A 17,091-nucleotide genomic window follows, 5' to 3' on the forward strand; every position below is an offset into this window, starting at 1 on the left:
ATCGCTCTTCTTCTCTCAATCAACGTTGATTGCCTGTGTGTTCCCGCCTTTGTGTGTTTCCCCTGTCGGCTCGTGTGTGTTCCTCAGGTTCCCTGCTGAAAAAAGTTGTAGCCAGTTTTTAGTGTGTTTCCTGAAGCGCTGGGAGGGGGGCGGCGGCGAAATAGCGACGACGGAAATTTTCCTCGGCGATCGCTGCTGTGAAGGTCTCTAAGGCCACTGCCGTATGGCGGGAAGATTTCACTTCAGGTGGCCACTCACACCAAAACTCTTCTCCGCTCTGCATAACTTGAACCCCCAGTGTCTCCAGCACATTGAGGGCATAGTTCAAGGTGGCCATTTCAATGCCAAGGTGTTCCCGCAACTCCTCGCGTTGTAAAGATGTTCCCTGCTGACTGGCCTGTTGGCATAACGTCAAAAATGCCTGCCAGACTTTTAGGGCGTCCTGCTCTGGAGGGAGAGAGTAGGCCAGAATTAAAGGTTGCTGTTCCCTTTTCGCTCGCTGAATCCACTGGCGCCAGCTTTCCCGTGATGTCGGGCAAGTTTCGACGCGCAGACTCTTGCCGCTTGCCTCGTGGGGGCGATCGCGATAATCCATGAGGGACTGAAAAGAGGCCGATTGGATGACATTGGTTGCACTGGGTCGCAGCTCTTTAATGATGGCTGATAGGGACTTTTGCCACTGCTCTAGCTCAATCACCAGATCACAGCGTTCTTTGGGACAATCCGCCACTTGATGATCCCACCACTTGGCAGGAAAGGAGGACTTCCCTTGGGGATCGCGAAGCAGCATTGAGACGTATTTTCTGATGTTCTGATTCCCCCTGTTCTGGTTATCTTTGAGGTCAGTAAGTTTCACATTGCGCACCAGCAAGCGGGGGAGAGGATGGTGAGTAGAATCAAAGGGAGCCAGCACTTCTAGTTCCTTGAGCAATCGCTCATTGAGTTGATCCAAGCTCACTTCCAAGTCAATCCTCAAGGGTTTTGGTGTCGCGATCGCCGTGCCCTCTTTTTGTGCCAAGAATTGGTTGAGGGCGGCTTCCAAAAGGGGAATATGCGCCACCTTCAGCCGAAAGCCCGCTGCATAGGGATGCCCGCCAAATCCCTCAAATAAGTGCCGTTGGCTGTGGAGTGCCTCATAGAGATCCACAAAGCCATCGGAGCGCGCTGAACCTGCGGCCATGCCCGTTTCTCGATTTGTCTGAAGTAAAATGGCGGGGCGGCCATAGGTTTTGACAATATCGTTCGCCACCAGCCCCAAAAGACTCAAGGGCCAACTGTCATCAGTTAGCAGAATCACCCGCGATGCTGAGAGATCCAACTGAGCGACTTTGGCATGAGCCATTTTGGTAATCTCTTTTTGGCGTCGCTGCCGTTCTGCATTCACTTTTTTAATGTGCTGTGCCAACTGCCGCGCTTGGAACCAATCTTGGGTGGTCAACAGCGTAATCAAAGGCCGCACATCTCCCTCTACACGACTGACAGCATTGAGGCGGGGTGCGACGGTAAAACTAATCTCCCGTTGCCCAACCGTCGTTTTGGACGCCCCTTCCAAAAGGGCAGCAATGCCGGGTCGAAGGATCTGACACTTTCCGAGTCGTTCTAGGCCGCGCTGGGCAAGGTAGCGGCACTCATCCTTGAGTTCAACCACGTCGGCAATCAGGCCAATGGCCACCAGATCAAGGAGATTTTCAAGGGCATACCCTTGGGTTTTCTCTGGCCATGTTGCGTAAACGGCTTCCAAGAACTTGTAGGCGACGCCAACCCCGGATAAATGGCGCAGCGGATGCTCCAAAGGCAACTGCCGCGGATTAATCAGCGCCACAGCCCCCAGGGAAGCGGGTTCAAGGGTGTGGTGATCGGTAACAATCACATCCATCCCCAACTCACGGGCAAAGGCAATTTCAGCACCGTTTGTGCAGCCGGTATCACAGGTAATGATCAGGGAAACACCTTTTTGCTGAAGCTCCTCAAGGCCATGGCGCGAGAGACCATGGGAGTCTTGCTGGCGATTGGGAATATAAAAATCCACCAATTGTGCCCCCAAAAGGGGTTTTAGCCCTTCCCAGAGGACGGCGGTGGCCGTGACCCCATCGGTGTCAAAGTCTCCCCAAATGGCAATGTTTTCTTGATTGTTTAGGGCTTTCTGCAAACGGGCGAGGGCAGCTTGCATTTCTGGAAACTCAAAGGGAGAGGCAGGTTGGTAGTGTCGCCAATCTAAAAAAGCGGGCACTTGCCGCTTCAGATCACGGTAGCCCCGTTGCCAAAGTAACTGAGCAGTGATGGCGCCTGCATCAGGGTGGAGCCTCTTAACCGCCTCGATGAAGTCTAGGGGGGTGGGGTCAGCAGAATAAACTTGCCAAGGACGTTGCATGGCAGTGAATTTCTCAGAGAAGACTGCAAAGATCTTCTTTGATCATAGCGATCGCCCCCTGCGGCCAGAGAGACTTCCAAAAATTGCTGCTGATCTCTAGCACTGAAAATTGGGGAAGGCTACAATCAGGACAGCCATTGGGGATATGAGAAACGTGAATCATACGTTTTTAGTTGATGGGGGGCGGTGGCTGCTCAAGGGAATGTGGTTAGAGGCAAATCAGGAGCCGATTCCGGTGACGGGGAGGATTCTCGTCTCCTACGGCCAAGATGACTGGTTTTCAATGGCCGCCAAGATCACCTTTCCCGATCAAGTTAAGCCAGAATTAGTGTTGCAGTCGCGGGGGAAGTTGGAAGTGGATGAGCAGGTGTTTACCTATGTGCTCCAACATAGTCTCTTGGGTCGGCTGGAGGGAGAGGGATGGATTACGCCCCATGCGATCGTGCAGCAGTTTATTTTGCTGGGGGATGCCAACCGCTGTACAGGCTTCGAGCACTACTGGCAACTGGATGCCAATCATTACACACTGCTGAGTGGGATTCACAACAGCCATAAGCTCAAACATTTGCTCGAGGCAACGCTTGAACGGGTTTAGCGGCCTGCACGGATGCGCTGGCAATGGCGGGTGTATGAGGAACTCCTTCGAGAACCCTTGGCAACGGCGCAGGGGGTCTGGCGATCGCGCTCAGGAATTTATCTACGCCTTGAAGATGAACAAGGTCAAGTGGGCTACGGTGAAATTGCCCCCCTTCCCGGCTGGGGCAGCGAAACCCTCAGTGCCGCTATTGCCCTGTGTCAGCAACTGCCTTGTCACCTCAGCCCAGAGATCATTGCCGCAATTCCTGAGGACTTACCCGCCGCCCAGTTTGGGTTTGCCACGGCATGGCAAAGTGTCGGGCAATTGCCCTATAGGATTCACCCTTGGCCAATCTGCGCCCTTTTAGGCAGTGGTCCGGCCGCCCTTGAGCAGTGGCAGCAGCCTTGGCAGCGGGGGCAAACCACCTTCAAGTGGAAAGTCGGTGTCCTGTCCCCAGAGGAGGAGCAAGGAATCCTCACGACCTTACTGGCAGCCCTGCCTCAGGGGGCTAAATTACGCCTTGATGCCAATGGGGGTTGGGATTTGGCCACTGCAGAGCGGTGGTTTGCTTGGCTCGATCGCCATGGGAACGGCAAAATTGAGTATGTGGAGCAACCGCTACCCCCTGACCAATGGCAAGCCCTATTGAGGCTGTCTCAGACGGTGATAACCGCGATCGCCCTCGATGAGAGCGTAGTGAGTGCAAGAGAATTGCAGCGTTGGTTAGAGCGCGGCTGGCCGGGACGCTTTGTGATTAAGCCAGCGCTGTTTGGCTCTCCAGAACGCTTGAGTGTCCTGTTGCGTCAAGGTTTAGAACCGCAACGGCTGGTCTTTTCCTCTGCCCTCGAAGGGGCGATCGCCCGCACGGCAATTTTTCAGTGCTTTGAAACGTGGCAACCCTGTCGTGCCCTTGGCTTTGGCGTCGAACGCTGGCGATCGGCTCGCCTACTGAACACTCTTGCGGATTACACAGCGATATGGGATTGCCTTGACAATTATGGTAAAAATTACTATAAATAAAACATCCTTCACCTCTCAAAGCCATGACAGGTTTCACCTTGGCCGCCAGTGATTACAGTTTGCTGACGGACCTCTACCAACTGACAATGGTGGCCACCTACGCAGGTGAGGATTTGGCTTGGACACCCGCTAGCTTTGAACTCAGTGTGCGGCGACTACCCCGAGGATATACGTATTTGGTGGCCATGGGGTTGGCTCAGGTACTGGAATACCTACAACAAGTGCAATTCACCCCGCAGCAAATTGATTACTTGAAAAGTCTAGCGGTTTTTGAGCGGGCACCTGCAGCATTTTGGGACTTGTTGAGCCACAGTGAGTTTCGTGGGGATGTCTGGGCGGTTCCGGAAGGGACAGTGGTGTTTGCCCAAGAACCCCTGCTGCGGATTGAAGCCCCCCTCTGGCAAGCCCAGTGGCTAGAAACTTGTCTGCTCAATATCGTGAACTACCAAACCCTTGTGGCTACCCGCGCTTCACGGCTGCGACAGTTGGTGGGAGAAGAGGTAGATCTGCTGGAATTCGGCACGCGGCGCGCCTATAGTCCCCAAGCTTCCCTATGGGCAGCACGCTCAGCCCTCGCCGCCGGATTTACGGCCACTTCGAATGTCTTAGCAGCACAGCAGTTGGGGGTTTCCCCCACAGGCACGATGGCGCATTCTCTGGTGATGGCGATCGCCACCCTTGCTGGTACAGAACAGGATGCCTTTACGGTTTTCCTGCGCTACTATCCCGAAGGCGCACTGTTGGTCGATACCTACGACACCCTCGCTGCCGTTGCTACCCTTGCCGATCGCCAAGCGGCCGGGGAAATTGTTGTCAAGGCCGTGCGCATTGATTCAGGGGATCTCCTTAGCCTCTCCCAGAAAATTCGCCAGCTCCTGCCCCAAGCGAAAATTATTGCCAGTGGGGATCTCGATGAGGGGGAAATTCGCCGCCTGCGAGCAGCCGGTGCCTGTATTGATGCCTATGGCATTGGCACGAAGCTGGTAACGGGGGATCCTGTCAACGGGGTCTATAAACTCGTGGAAATCAATGGTCAGGGAGTCATGAAGACCTCCAGTGGCAAAATGACGTTGCCAGGACGCAAGCAAATTTATCGCCGTCCCAGTGGGGATTGCCTTGCCCTTGCCAGCGAGGAAAATGTTTGGGGCAAACCGCTCCTCGAACTGGTCATGCAGGCAGGGCACCCCCTCTCTCCCCCGGAGTCCTTGGCGACAATTCGCGATCGCCACCGCGCCAGTTTGGCAGAATTGCCAGAGACGCTCCTCGATGTCACCCAGCCCGTGGTCTATTCCCCTGCCTTGGAAGCCCTGATTCAACAGTTGCGACAGCATCCATGACGATTGCCCTTTTTGGTACCAGCGCTGATCCACCCACCGCCGCCCACGGGGATATTCTCCAGTGGTTGAGCGATCGCTATGACCGCGTCCTAGTGTGGGCAGCCGATAATCCCTTCAAAGGGCAGCAAACCCCCCTGCCCTATCGCCAAGCCATGCTCAATCTCTTGGTGCGCAGCCTCAACCGTGCCAATGTCGAGCATCACCCCGAACTCAGCCACCCCTACACCATCCATTCCGTGGAGCAGGTAAAGCAGCAGTGGCCGAATGAACCCCTTACCCTAGTGGTGGGCAGTGATGTTCTCGCTAAACTGCCGCAGTGGTATCAGGCGGAGAAACTGCTTGCACAGGTGCAACTGTTGGTCTTGCAGCGTCCCGGTGTTGTCATTGACCCCAAGGACTGGCAAGCCGTGCAGCCACTATGTCCCCAAGTGGAACTGGCTGACTATCGTGGGCCGGCGGTCTCCTCGACGACCTATCGGCAACAGCGGGATGAACAACAACTCCTGCCGGCGATCGCCCAGTACATTCAGCAGCAAGGACTCTACTCCCAGCCATGAGCGCCTCCCCTTTACCCCTTGCGGAATTTGTTGTTGGCGTGGACAACGTTATTTTCTCTGTGGATACGGATCAAAATCGCCTTCTTGTGCTACTGGTTCAGCGACAACAGGTGCCCTTTGCCGGGTATTGGAGCCTCCCCGGTACCCTCGTGCGGCAGGGGGAATCCCTTGAAGCCGCTGCCTATCGCACCCTAGCGGAAAAAATTCGCGTCCGTAACCTCTATCTGGAGCAACTGTACACCTTTGGCGAACCGGCGCGAGATCCCCGCGAGGGCACCTATGGCAAGCGCTATCTTTCTGTGAGTTACTTTGCCTTGGTGCGCTTTGCTGATGCGGAACTGATTGCCGCCGGCGAATGTCCCGTGCAGTGGTTTGCCCTAAGTACCTGTCCAGAACTGGCCTTTGACCATAGCAAAATCTTGGCCTACGGTCATCGCCGCCTCTGCAATAAGCTGGAGTACAGCCCCGTTGCCTTTGATGTGCTGCCAGAGTACTTCACCCTCAATGATCTTTACCAGTTTTACAGCACCGTTTTGGGAGCCAACTTCTCCGACTACTCCAATTTCCGCTCACGGCTTTTGAAACTCGGCATTTTGCAGGATACGCACCAAAAAGTGATCCGCGGCGCGGGCCGACCGGCAACCCTCTACCGTTTCGATCGCGAGGCCTTTGCGCCGCTGAAGGATAAACCCCTAGTTTTTGTCTAAACTTTTTGAGGAGTTCCTATGGCCGTGCATCTGTGGATTGCGCAACTCAACCCCACCGTCGGCAGTCTCAAAGCCAATGCCCAAGCAATTCTCACCGCAGTCCAAGAGATCCGCAGCCAGCACCCTCTGGATCTGCTGATCACCTCTGAACTCGCCCTCTGTGGCTACCCCCCCAAGGATCTGCTCCTCAACCGCTACTTTGTTGAAGCGATTCAAGCAGAACTGCACCGCCTTGCCGCTGCCTTACCGGCTGATGTGGCGGTTTTAGTGGGCACAGTGCTAGCCAATCCCGCCGCTGGCGTCAAGGGCGAAAAGCCCCTCTACAATGGCGCAGCCCTGCTGAAGGGGGGACAGGTGCAGCAGGCCTTTGCGAAGCAGTTATTGCCCACCTACGATGTCTTTGATGAATGTCGCTATTTTGCCCCCGGCGGTACGGAGAATCTCTTTACATTAACGACGGCCAGCGATCAACTCAAAATTGGCGTCACCATCTGTGAAGACCTCTGGAACAATGAGCAGTTTTGGGGAGAGCGGTACTACCAGCGCAATCCCGTTGCTGAATTGGTGGCCCAGGGAGCAGATCTGATTGTGAATCTTTCGGCATCGCCCTACTGTGTTGGCAAACCGAAGTTACGGCAGGCGTTGATTGAACATACGGCTCGCCAATATGGCTGTCCCTTAATCTACGCCAATCAGGTGGGAGGCAATGATGATTTGATTTTTGATGGCAGCAGCTTAGCGGTGAATCGTCAGGGTGAGATCGTTAGCCAAGCCAAGGGGTTTCGTGAGGACTACCTAGCCGTGCGCTGGGAAAGGGGAGACCTCGAACCAACGGCGATCGCCCCTGCAGCCACAGGCGAACCTGAGGAAATTTGGCAAGCCTTGGTTTTAGGGGTGCGCGACTATGTCCGCAAATGTGGCTTTCAACAAGTGGTCATTGGCCTCAGTGGGGGGATTGATTCCGCCTTGGTGGCAGCGATCGCGACGGCAGCCTTGGGCAACCAACAGGTGCTGGGGGTGTTGATGCCCTCTCCCTACAGTTCCGATCACTCGATAACCGATGCGAAGGACTTGGCCGCAAATCTGGGCATTGCCACGCAGATCTTACCGATTGCGCCCCTGATGCAGACCTACAGTGAGGTGCTGGCGCCTCTATTTGCTGGTACCCCCAGTGGAGTTGCCGAGGAAAATATCCAAGCCCGTATTCGCGGTACGCTGCTGATGGCGATCGCCAACAAGTTTGGCCACTTGCTTATTTCCACGGGTAATAAGTCTGAACTAGCGGTGGGCTACTGCACCCTCTACGGCGATATGAATGGTGGCCTTGCAGCCATTGCCGATGTGCCCAAAACCCGTGTCTATGAACTCTGCCATTGGCTGAATCAGCAGGCCGCCCAAGGGCATCCGATTCCCGATCTGGCGATCGCTGGTGCCGTTGTCATTCCCCCCCCCATTCTCACCAAAGCCCCCAGTGCCGAACTCAAACCCGGCCAAACGGATCAGGATAGCCTACCGCCCTACGACATTCTCGATGGCATTTTGGTACGAATGATCGATCGCCACCAGTCAGATCAGGAAATTGCCGCTGCCGGATATGATCTAGACTTAGTGCAGCGGGTGCGCCGCATGGTTCAACGGGCAGAATTCAAACGTCAGCAGGCGGCACCGGGGTTGAAAGTGACCGATCGCGCCTTTGGTTCCGGTTGGCGGATGCCGATTGCCGCCCAGTGGTAAGCTACAGCAGTTCCATGGCTTGCAGTTCTTGGCTGAGGCGTTGCGCTTCTTGGGGATTTTGAGCCTGCAGTAAATGAATGGCTTGCCGCAGTTTGTCAAGGGCCGGTCTGAGTTGTCCTAAACGCAGCAGCAGGGCTCCCTGATTTTGATAGGCTAAGGCACAGGTGGGATCCACGGCTTGCAGGCGATCGTAGGTGGCAAGGGCATCGCCCCAGCGTTTCAATTGCTTTTGGGCCTCCGCCAGCCGCAGATAGGTTGCCAGATGCATCACCTCAGGGGTGGGGGTTCTGAGGGCGGTTTCATAGGCTTGGATTGCTGCCGGCCACTCACCGCGTTCGGCGTAGAGATTGCCCCGTTGATAGTGGAGTTCGTAGGCAACGGCAGGGGGGACGCTTTTGACCTTTAGCCCCTGCTCCAGACAGTGCTGAGCCTGCTGCCAAGCTCCTTTAGCCAGATACACCCCTGCCAATTTAGTCCACAGGTAGGCATCCTCAGGGTGCTGCTCAAGGTGGCGGCGCATGATCCGCTCCGCCCGTTCCTGCTTTTGTTGTCGCTGGGAACCAAGGTAGCCACTGTGCACAAGGGCCACACGGTTAACTTGACCAATTTGCCAATGGGGTTCCCGCTGCTGCAGGGCAAGAACGCTGTCATCAATCGTTTCGTGGTACGGACGCTGAAAAAAGAGGTCGGGATGGTGACGAAAGAGGCGCGACACATAAGTATAGGGGGGCACAACGCCCAATTCCTGCCGCAGCAATATCACCACCAGCCAATTCGGTTGTCGGCAGATCTCAGGCAGTACGGCGGCAAATGACGGTGTCAGCGTTTCATCCGCATCGAGAACCAGTACCCACTCGGTAGTGACATATTGCAGGGCAATGTTGCGAGCGGCAGCAAAATCCTCTTGCCAAGGAACTTCATAGACCCGTGCTCCCCACTGGCGGGCGATCGCCACCGTTTCATCCTGAGACCCCGTATCCACAATCACCGCCTCATCCACCACACCAACCACACTGGCAAGGCATTGGGGTAAGCGTGCCGCCTCATCCCGTACAATCATACAGAGGGTAATGGCCATAGCAACTAGGCAAAGTCACCAATCAGCTTCACTTCCGGCTGCAACCACACGGACCAGCGATCCGCAACAGCAGCTTGTACATGGCGAATCAAGCGATAGACATCCATCGCTGTTGCGCCGCCACAGTTGAGGATAAAGTTGGCGTGTTTTTCAGAAACTTGGGCGCGGCCAATCTGGTAGCCCTTCAAGCCCGTTTGCTCAATTAACCAACCCGCTGTTCGCTCTTGGGGATTGCGGAAGACACTGCCACAGCTGGGGAAATCGTAGGGCTGCGTCCGCAGGCGATCGCTCAGGTGTTTTTGGGTGTCTGCTTTCACCTGGGCTGGGTCATGTCCCGGTTCCAGCTGCCATGTGGCCTGCAGCACCAATCGCTGGCTGTTTTGAAGACAAGAGGTACGGTAGCCATAGCCCAACTCCCGTGCCGCCACCACCGCCAATGTGCCATCGGGTTCCAAAATCACCGCTGACACGAGTCGCTCCGCTGTACAGCCACCATGGGCACCGGCATTCATGACCACTGCCCCCCCCACCGTACCGGGAATGCCAACAATCCACTCCAGACCGCGCCAGCCGAGTTTTGCAGCATAGTGAGCCAACTTGGGCAAGGGATACCCCGCACCCACCGTCAGTTGTCCAGTTTCTAGATCACTGTTGAGATAGCGCAGATGCCTGGTGGCGATCACAAGACCCGCCACACCGCGATCGCTCACCAGCAGATTAGAGCCTGCCCCCAAAACCGTAATTGGCAGTTCCTGTTCCTGCGCCCAGATGTAGGCTGCCTGCAATTCAGCAACGGTACGCGGTTCCACAAACCATTCGGCACAGCCCCCCACATTCAGGGTCGTAAACTCGGCAAGGGAGATGTGGCGTTGCAGAGGGCACTGGGTTTGGGGCAAGCAGGACAAGGTCATAGGGCGATCGCCTCAGTGAGGGAAGAGACACTTAATTGTTCTTGATCCGCCATTACAGACGGAATCAGTTGATTGAGATTGCCAGCCCCAAGAAAGATCACCAGATCCCCCGGTTGCAGCAGATGCGCCAAGCGAGTTTGTACCGCTTCAAGGGTGGGGCAATAATCCACTGCAGCATGATACTGACGGGCACAGGCGGCCACATCAGCACCACTAATTGTGCCGGGATTGGGTTCACCCGCACTATAGATATCCGTCAAGATCACGTGATCCGCTGCGGTGAAGCACTGGCCAAAGGCCTCGAGAAAGGTTTGGGTGCGGCTATAGCGATGGGGTTGAAACACGGCCACGACCCGTTGCCAAGGAGCTTGCGTCCCCACTTGCAGGCGGGCTGCCTCTAGGGTTGCACTAATTTCGCTGGGGTGGTGGGCATAGTCATCAATAAAGCGAATCCCATTCACCTGTCCCCGTTCTTCAAAGCGGCGGCGGGCACCGCGAAACTCCAATAAAGCAGCAGCAATGGTGGCAAAGTCAATGCCAAGATAACGTCCCACTGCAATCACCGCCAGAGCATTTTGGAGATTGTGGGCACCTAAGACACTCAGTTGTAGAATGCCAAGGGAGGTGCCTCGCTCCCAAACCCGTGCCGTGGTGCCCTCAGAGGTGTATTGAATATGATCCACACAGTAGTCCACCGCCCCTTGTCGCTGCAGGCTATAGGTCAACAGGCGCGGATGATGTAGGCGATCGTGGATATTCGGACAATCGGCACAGCCAATCACAATGTCTGCCTGATCAGCAAACTGCTGAAACGTGGCCACCACCTCTTCCAAGGAATTATAGTGATCGGGGTGGTCAAGCTCGATATTCGTAATGACGCCAATATGGGGATGGAATTTGCGCAGGGAGCCATCGGACTCATCCGCTTCAGCAACAAGGTAAGGACTTTGACCCACGCGGGCGTTGCCCTGCCACGCCGCCACTTCACCCCCGACAATAATCGTTGGATCCAGCCCGGCCTGCAACAGCAAATAGGCAATCATGCTGCTGGTGGTTGTCTTACCGTGGGTGCCGGCAACGGCAATACTTTGGCTACGGTGCATCAGTGCCGCGAGCACATCGGAACGGTGAAAAATGGGACAGCCTAACCGTTGAGCCGCTTGATATTCAGGGTTATCGCTACGAATGGCGGTGGAGCAGATGACTTGAGGCAGCGGGGCAAAGGGATACGTTTCAAGGTTGGCCGCACTCTGACCAATAAAGATCTGCACGCCTAACTCAGCCAGTTGCTCGGTCAAGCGGTTGGGACGCAAATCGGATCCAGACACCCTAAAGCCCTGCTTGGCGAGAATGTAGGCAAGGGCTGACATACCAATACCACCAATGCCAATGAAGTGGAATGGACGCTCACTAAACTCCATCACTGGCTGATTTGCCACAAACAACTCCTTCGCTCCACCAAAAAGAAATACGTTGAATCAATAATTAATATCAATAGATTAGTATCAATAGGCATAAATTCTTAGGCTCATCATAGCAGGTCACCCTCAATCCTCATGGGCTAATACTGGCAGATCCAAGGCAAATATGTCACCCTGAGCCAAAAATTTTTTGCAAACAGTTTATTCAGCCCGTGGCACCCTCTTCCTTGGGGATCAGCAGTTCGACAAAGAATAAACTTTAGCAGAGACAAATTCAGTGCGGTGTAAGGTAGAAGGTTGATACCGCCTTGTCGGTGTGCCGTTATCTTTCTGAGGACTGGGAATGCTGACGAACTTGCTGGCTTGGAGTATGGCGATCGCCAGTTTAGGCTTGTATCTGTTGGGGTTCTTCCTACCGGAACTGTACCGTAGGTTTGATCTGGTGGCCAGTGGCGCGGGATTATTCTTTGCCCTGACTCTGTGGATCTATGGCGATCGCATTGGCGGTGGATTGCTCCTAGGAACAGCAGCCGCAGTGGCCTTAATTCTCTGGTTGGGTTGGCAGACCCTCAGCTATCGCTGGCAACTCACCTACCCGGGCGATCGCACCGACACCCAAAAAGCTCAAGCCCTCTGGCAAAAAGTCCAGTCTCTGCTGCCCGAAGGTACCTTTGCAAAAATCGGTGAGCAACTGCAAGGCTTCATCAGTAGCTTGCGCGATCGCCTCCAGAAACAGCCGGATCGCCCCCAGCTTCCTGTGGATACCCCACCACCGCCGATGGATACTGGCGACATTAAAGAAGATCTGTGGACAGGGGAAACCAGCACCCCCAGTACCGTTGCCGAACAACCCACCCCAGCCACTGAGGAAGCAGCCACCGTCCCAGAAGAATCTGCTGAACCAGCGCCAGTCGCAGAAACAACAGCCAGCCCCACCGCAGACACTCCCACAGACGCACCGGCTGATCTGCCGTCCGAAGGGGTTGCCGAAATGACTCCCCCAGAAACGCCTAGTGTTGAAACGCTGCAGCCGCCCACTGCCAGTACCCCAGAGGAGTCAGAACCAGCAACGGTTACTGCTTCAGAAGAACCAGCCCCTCCCGAGACAACAGTTGACGCTCCAGAACCCACAGTGACGGCCGAAGCACCAGAAGAGCACGCATCTCCTGAAACGGCAATTGAGACTCCAGAATCCACGGTGACTCCTGAGGCAGTGGCAGAACCAGCCCCTCCTGAAACGGCAGCAGTGACGCCCGCAGCAGTGACGCCCCCTGAGACAGTCGTTGATGCCCCAGAACCCACGGCCACTCCTGAGCCAGTGGCAGAACCAGCCCCTCCTGAAACAGTGGTTGAGACTCCAGAACCGACGGCGACCTCTGAAGGAGTGGTTGAACCGCCTCTAGTCTCTGAATCTGCTCCCGATGCTGAACCGACAGAAACGCTGCCTCCATCGCCAGAATCGCGCACCGCTGCCGCCGATCTCCTAGGGGATATTCCCGAAAGTAGTGATATTGACGATGAGGCAACGTCAGAGGGGACAACCATCGAAAATCCAGAACATACTCCCCCTGAAGATGATGACTGGCCGCCCCCTGAAGCCCGTCTATGACCTCTCAGGCCATCGGGTACAGGGCAGGACTTATCGCTCCGCGAATCCCGCAAAAGTTAATAAAGTCATGAATCCCTGACTTTTGCTGCTTTTATTTTCTCTGAAGCGAACCTTAATAGAACCTTAATTTTCCCCTAACTTTCCCCAAAAATTCCCCAATTTTCCCAAGGTTTTCCACAGATTGGGGCAAAGTTTTCCACAGGCCTTGACGGTGTGATCAGATTTCAAGGCATTTCTGGGGATAACTGCTGCTGGAGCCTTGGGGAAAACGCAAGGAGCGTCAAAAGTCCGGAAACGCTGATTCTGTCGTGGATTTCGATCGCCAAGATCGGTGAAAACAAGGATTGACAGACCCTAGGACAACCCAGACAATGGAGTTCCACGGATAGAGATTCACTTGCTCTGAAACCTTGTGAATGTAGGGCTAAATCCCGCTCTGAGTCAGGGGTCTGGGGATTTGGTCAGAACTTTTATGGGAGTTTTCCACAGGTTTACCCAGGGCGAGCTGATGGCGCCTGCAATTTTGTCTTGGTTTTATTGAGGTAACTCACGGTATGAACGCTCAAGCCACGATTAGTATTCTTGCCGAGATTCCAGAGGAGCTACACGAGACCCTGAAATACTACCTCGAGCGGCATCCCGATTGGGATCAGGATCGCGTCTTTGTGGCCGCACTGTCCCTCTTTTTGCTGCAAAATGGAGAATGCGATCGCCGCACAGCACGGGTCTATCTCGACTCGTTGTTCAAGCGATCCTAAACACGTTGGAGGGTAGCAAAACGGGTGAGTGAGGTAGATGTCGCAATTGTAGGTGGTGGCCTCAGTGGCCTGAGTCTGGCTTGGCGGTTGCAGCAAAGCGCCCCCCAGTACAGTGTGGTTGTCCTAGAGGCCAGCGATCGCCTTGGGGGGAATATTACGACACAAGCAGCGGAGGGCTTTGTCTGGGAACTGGGTCCCAATAGCTTTGCACCGACCCCTGCCCTGTTACAACTCATTGCTGAGCTGGGCTTGCAGTCGGAACTCATTCGGGGCGATCGCCACCTACCGCGCTACATCTACTGGCGGGGACACCTCTACCCCCTAGAACCCACCCGTCCCCTTGCCTTGGCTACTTCAAATCTGCTCAGCCCTTGGGGAAAAGTGCGGGCAGCCCTTGGTGCCTTGGGGTTTGTGCCCCCCTATCTGGGCAGTGGCGATGAATCAGTTCATTCATTTTTCCGTCGCCATTTGGGGCAAGAGGTGGCTGAACGGCTGGTGGCGCCCTTTGTCTCTGGGGTTTATGCGGGTGATCCACAACAACTGAGTGCCGCTGCTGCTTTTCGTCGTATTGCCCAACTGGAAAAACTGGGTGGCAGTCTCATTGCCGGTGCCCTGCGCCTACGGCGTCAACAAGCCCCTAAACCGAAGCCGCCTACGGGTGTGCAGATGCGACCGGGGGAACTTGGCTCCTTTAAGGAAGGCTTGGCTGTGCTACCTCGGGCGATCGCCCAACAATTGAAGGCACCGATTCACCTGCAAACCCCGGTTCAGGAAATTACCCCAGAATCCAAGGGTGGCTACCTGCTGCGCAGTGGTGAGCAAACGTGGCACGCCCGCAGTGTGGTCTTGGCAACGCCCGCCTATCAAACTGCAGAGTTGGTAGCGCCTTTTCAGCCAGCGATCGCCCGTGTTTTGGCTACCATCCCCTATCCCACCGTGGCCTGTGTGGTCTTGGCCTACCCCGCTGGACTCGGGCGCAGTGTCCGCCCCGGCTTTGGGGTACTCATTCCTCGCGGTCAGGGCATCCGCACCCTTGGCACTATTTGGTCGTCCTGTCTCTTTCCCCAACGCACTCCCGCCGGTTGGCAAGTCTTTACGAGTTTTATTGGCGGTGCCACGGATCCTGATTTGGCAAGCCTCAGCGAAGAAACCATTGTCCAGCAGGTGCAGCAGGATTTGAGCCGCCTCCTTGATTTACCCGCAGCCAAGGCACGCTTACTCGGTATGAAAGTTTGGCGACGGGCGATTCCCCAATATATTGTCGGCTACCCTGAGCAGTGGCAGCAGGTGACCCATGCCCTCAGTCAAACCCCCGGCCTTTTCCTGTGTAGTAACTATGCTGAGGGTGTCGCCTTGGGCGATCGTGTTGAACATGGCAATCGAACCGCTGCTGCTGTTGCTGCCTACCTTTCAGGAGGCCAGCCCTAGGGATGTCGCTGTCGGACTATATGAATGCGGCTCTTGAGCGGGCTATCTATCACTTCAATGCAGAGGATGGCCTGATTTACGGTGAAATTCCAGACCTTGAGGGGGTCAAGGCCCATGGCAAGACAGTGCTTGAATGCCGCGAGCATCTCTCCGAACTCTTAGAGGATTGGATCTACTTCCATGTCTCGCGGGGCATTGCCGTACCCATGATTAACGGCATTGAAGTTCCCGTACGGGAGATTTTTTGAACCTCACCCTCTTTGGGTACGGCTGATCTATAGAAAAGGACTGTATTCTCAATAGGCCAGCGATCGCTCCCCTGTAACATAAACGAGCAAACATAGCCTAAGATTATCGGTAAGGTTAACGAAGCGATACATCCGCTCTACTAAGGAGGACATAACCCTATGGCACTCGTACCCATGCGCTTGCTGCTCGATCACGCAGCCGAAAATGGTTACGGCATTCCCGCCTTCAACGTCAACAACATGGAGCAAATCCAAGCCATCATGCAGGCGGCCCATGAAACCGACAGTCCCGTGATTTTGCAAGCATCGCGGGGTGCCCGTAAATATGCTGGGGAAAACTTCCTGCGTCACCTGATTTTGGCTGCGGTGGAAACCTACCCCCACATCCCCATTGTGATGCACCAAGACCATGGTAACGAGCCTGCCACCTGCTACTCCGCCATTCGCAACGGCTTTACCAGTGTGATGATGGATGGCTCCCTTGAAGCGGATGCCAAAACTCCCGCCAGCTATGAGTACAACGTGGCCGTCACCAGCGAAGTGGTAAAAGTCGCGCACTCCATTGGTGTTTCCGTGGAAGGGGAACTCGGCTGCCTTGGTTCCTTGGAAACCGGTAAAGGGGAAGCCGAAGATGGTCATGGGTTTGAAGGTGCCCTCGATCACTCAATGCTGCTCACTGACCCCGATCAAGCTGTGGACTTCGTGGAGCGTACCCAAGTGGATGCCCTTGCAGTGGCCATTGGTACCAGCCACGGTGCCTATAAATTTAGCCGCAAACCCACGGGTGAAATCCTCGCCATCAGCCGCGTGGAAGAAATCCACCGTCGTTTGCCCAACACCCACTTGGTGATGCACGGTTCTAGCTCAGTGCCCCAAGAATTAATTGACATCATCAACCAGTACGGTGGCACAATTCCTGAAACCTACGGCGTGCCTGTGGAAGAGATCCAAAAAGGCATCAAAAGCGGTGTCCGCAAAGTGAACATTGACACCGACAACCGCTTGGCCATTACCGCTGCGGTGCGTGAAGCTCTCGCCTTGGCACCCAAGGAATTTGACCCCCGTCACTTCCTCAAGCCCTCCATTAAATACATGCAAAAAGTGTGTGCTGAACGCTATCAGCAATTTGGTACCGCCGGCAATGCCAGCAAAATTAAGCAACTCAGCCTTGATGACTATGCTGCCAAATATGCCAAAGGTGAACTGAAACAAGTGACTCAGAAAACCGTGGTGGTCTAGGCACTCTGCGATCGCTGAGCAACGATAAGTAACGTGATAGAGGGTGGCTACGGTCACCCTTTTTGATTTGAATAAAAAATAATAGCTCTATAGTTT

General features: G+C 55.0%; 15 protein-coding genes. 11 read left to right on the plus strand and 4 right to left on the minus strand.

The genetic code is table 11. The annotated features are described in order from the left end of the window. Positions 1 to 118: 118 nt before the first annotated feature. Positions 119 to 2,371 (minus strand): single-stranded-DNA-specific exonuclease RecJ, encoded by a 2,253-nt coding sequence (gene recJ, locus RHK62_RS04345; protein ID WP_310453322.1) that lies wholly within the window; start codon positions 2,369 to 2,371, stop codon positions 119 to 121. 145 nt (positions 2,372 to 2,516) lie between these two features. Here recJ and RHK62_RS04350 point away from each other — a divergent pair, with 145 nt between their 5' ends. From RHK62_RS04350 to RHK62_RS04375, 6 genes are read left to right on the plus strand one after another with little or no spacing between them, the layout of a single operon-like run. Further along, entirely contained in the window at positions 2,517 to 2,966 is a 450-nt protein-coding gene (locus RHK62_RS04350) for a hypothetical protein (RefSeq protein WP_206201067.1), read from the plus strand. 12 nt (positions 2,967 to 2,978) lie between these two features. Further along, positions 2,979 to 3,968 (plus strand): o-succinylbenzoate synthase, encoded by a 990-nt coding sequence (locus tag RHK62_RS04355; RefSeq protein ID WP_310453323.1) that lies wholly within the window; start codon positions 2,979 to 2,981, stop codon positions 3,966 to 3,968. Positions 3,969 to 3,991: 23 nt separating this feature from the next. Next, on the plus strand, positions 3,992 to 5,305 hold the full coding sequence (locus RHK62_RS04360) for a nicotinate phosphoribosyltransferase (protein WP_310453324.1): 1,314 nt from the start codon (positions 3,992 to 3,994) through the stop codon (positions 5,303 to 5,305). Beyond that, the gene (locus RHK62_RS04365) at positions 5,302 to 5,862 is read left to right on the plus strand and encodes a nicotinate-nucleotide adenylyltransferase (protein ID WP_302676822.1); all 561 of its coding nucleotides are present in this window, start codon (positions 5,302 to 5,304) and stop codon (positions 5,860 to 5,862) included. The genes RHK62_RS04360 and RHK62_RS04365 overlap by 4 nt, the downstream gene beginning before the upstream one ends. Next, the gene (locus tag RHK62_RS04370) at positions 5,859 to 6,569 is read left to right on the plus strand and encodes an NrtR DNA-binding winged helix domain-containing protein (protein ID WP_206201071.1); all 711 of its coding nucleotides are present in this window, start codon (positions 5,859 to 5,861) and stop codon (positions 6,567 to 6,569) included. The genes RHK62_RS04365 and RHK62_RS04370 overlap by 4 nt, the downstream gene beginning before the upstream one ends. Before the next feature lie 18 nt (positions 6,570 to 6,587). Beyond that, positions 6,588 to 8,303: an NAD+ synthase gene (locus RHK62_RS04375; RefSeq protein WP_310453325.1), complete on the plus strand. Its 1,716-nt coding sequence runs from the start codon at positions 6,588 to 6,590 to the stop codon at positions 8,301 to 8,303. Between the two features lies 1 nt (position 8,304). On the opposite strand, the gene RHK62_RS04380 is transcribed toward RHK62_RS04375, so the two are convergent. From RHK62_RS04380 to murC, 3 genes are read right to left on the minus strand one after another with little or no spacing between them, the layout of a single operon-like run. Next, positions 8,305 to 9,381, minus strand: coding sequence for a glycosyltransferase (locus RHK62_RS04380; protein ID WP_310453326.1), 1,077 nt, complete (start codon positions 9,379 to 9,381; stop codon positions 8,305 to 8,307). Positions 9,382 to 9,386: 5 nt separating this feature from the next. Beyond that, the gene (murB, locus tag RHK62_RS04385) at positions 9,387 to 10,292 is read right to left on the minus strand and encodes a UDP-N-acetylmuramate dehydrogenase (RefSeq protein WP_310453327.1); all 906 of its coding nucleotides are present in this window, start codon (positions 10,290 to 10,292) and stop codon (positions 9,387 to 9,389) included. Further along, on the minus strand, positions 10,289 to 11,713 hold the full coding sequence (gene murC / locus RHK62_RS04390; protein ID WP_206201596.1) for a UDP-N-acetylmuramate--L-alanine ligase: 1,425 nt from the start codon (positions 11,711 to 11,713) through the stop codon (positions 10,289 to 10,291). The genes murB and murC overlap by 4 nt, the downstream gene beginning before the upstream one ends. A gap of 343 nt (positions 11,714 to 12,056) precedes the next feature. On the opposite strand from murC, the gene RHK62_RS04395 reads away from it, so the two are divergent. The 5 genes from RHK62_RS04395 to fba all read left to right on the plus strand — a co-directional run bounded on the left by RHK62_RS04395 (position 12,057) and on the right by fba (position 16,995). After that, a complete protein-coding gene (locus tag RHK62_RS04395; protein WP_310453328.1) occupies positions 12,057 to 13,322 on the plus strand; it encodes a Ycf66 family protein in 1,266 nt (421 codons plus the stop codon). A gap of 554 nt (positions 13,323 to 13,876) precedes the next feature. Further along, positions 13,877 to 14,080, plus strand: a complete 204-nt coding sequence (locus tag RHK62_RS04400; protein ID WP_011056228.1) for a DUF2811 domain-containing protein — start codon at positions 13,877 to 13,879, stop codon at positions 14,078 to 14,080. A gap of 24 nt (positions 14,081 to 14,104) precedes the next feature. Next, positions 14,105 to 15,508 carry a protoporphyrinogen oxidase gene (gene hemG / locus RHK62_RS04405; RefSeq protein ID WP_302676816.1) on the plus strand — a complete coding sequence of 468 codons (1,404 nt, stop codon included), beginning with the start codon at positions 14,105 to 14,107 and terminating at the stop codon, positions 15,506 to 15,508. A gap of 2 nt (positions 15,509 to 15,510) precedes the next feature. Further along, complete coding sequence (locus RHK62_RS04410) at positions 15,511 to 15,756, plus strand: type II toxin-antitoxin system HicB family antitoxin (RefSeq protein ID WP_206201077.1); 246 nt, start codon at positions 15,511 to 15,513, stop codon at positions 15,754 to 15,756. A 159-nt stretch (positions 15,757 to 15,915) separates the two neighbouring features. After that, positions 15,916 to 16,995 carry a class II fructose-bisphosphate aldolase gene (gene fba / locus RHK62_RS04415; RefSeq protein WP_181495590.1) on the plus strand — a complete coding sequence of 360 codons (1,080 nt, stop codon included), beginning with the start codon at positions 15,916 to 15,918 and terminating at the stop codon, positions 16,993 to 16,995. Positions 16,996 to 17,091: the final 96 nt, after the last annotated feature.

Origin of the sequence: Thermosynechococcus sp. HY213, assembly GCF_031460975.1 — a bacterium.
GTDB lineage: Bacteria > Cyanobacteriota > Cyanobacteriia > Thermosynechococcales > Thermosynechococcaceae > Thermosynechococcus.